The 241-nt window shown below is 51.5% G+C and carries 1 pseudogene; it reads right to left on the bottom strand.

The window, feature by feature from the left end:
- Nucleotides 1–241: pseudogene (locus tag HBA93_RS23145) on the bottom strand (LysR family transcriptional regulator); the annotation flags it as partial.

The following is a 241-nucleotide window of genomic DNA, read 5'->3' as shown; positions in this document are numbered from 1 at the left end:
AGATAACTTCCTCACTATTGCCGGTTTGCACGCTGATTTGCACCGAGGGATATTTCTCCCGAAAGGCTCCGAGAATACCAAGAATATGGTGTGCCGCATCGGCCATAATGCGCAACTTTCCCGCACGCAGCACCCGTGATTCAGACAGGAAATCCAGTGCCTGCTGTTCCACTTCGAAGAGCCGGTGCGTGATTTCAAGCAGTTTCACACCGGCATCGGTCAGGCTGACTTGTTTTTTATG

The sequence above is a fragment of the Ochrobactrum sp. SFR4 genome (genome assembly GCF_019730395.1).
Lineage (GTDB): Bacteria > Pseudomonadota > Alphaproteobacteria > Rhizobiales > Rhizobiaceae > Pseudochrobactrum.
The sequence above is the reverse complement of the archived record's forward strand: the minus strand, read 5'-3'. Positions and strand labels throughout refer to the sequence as shown.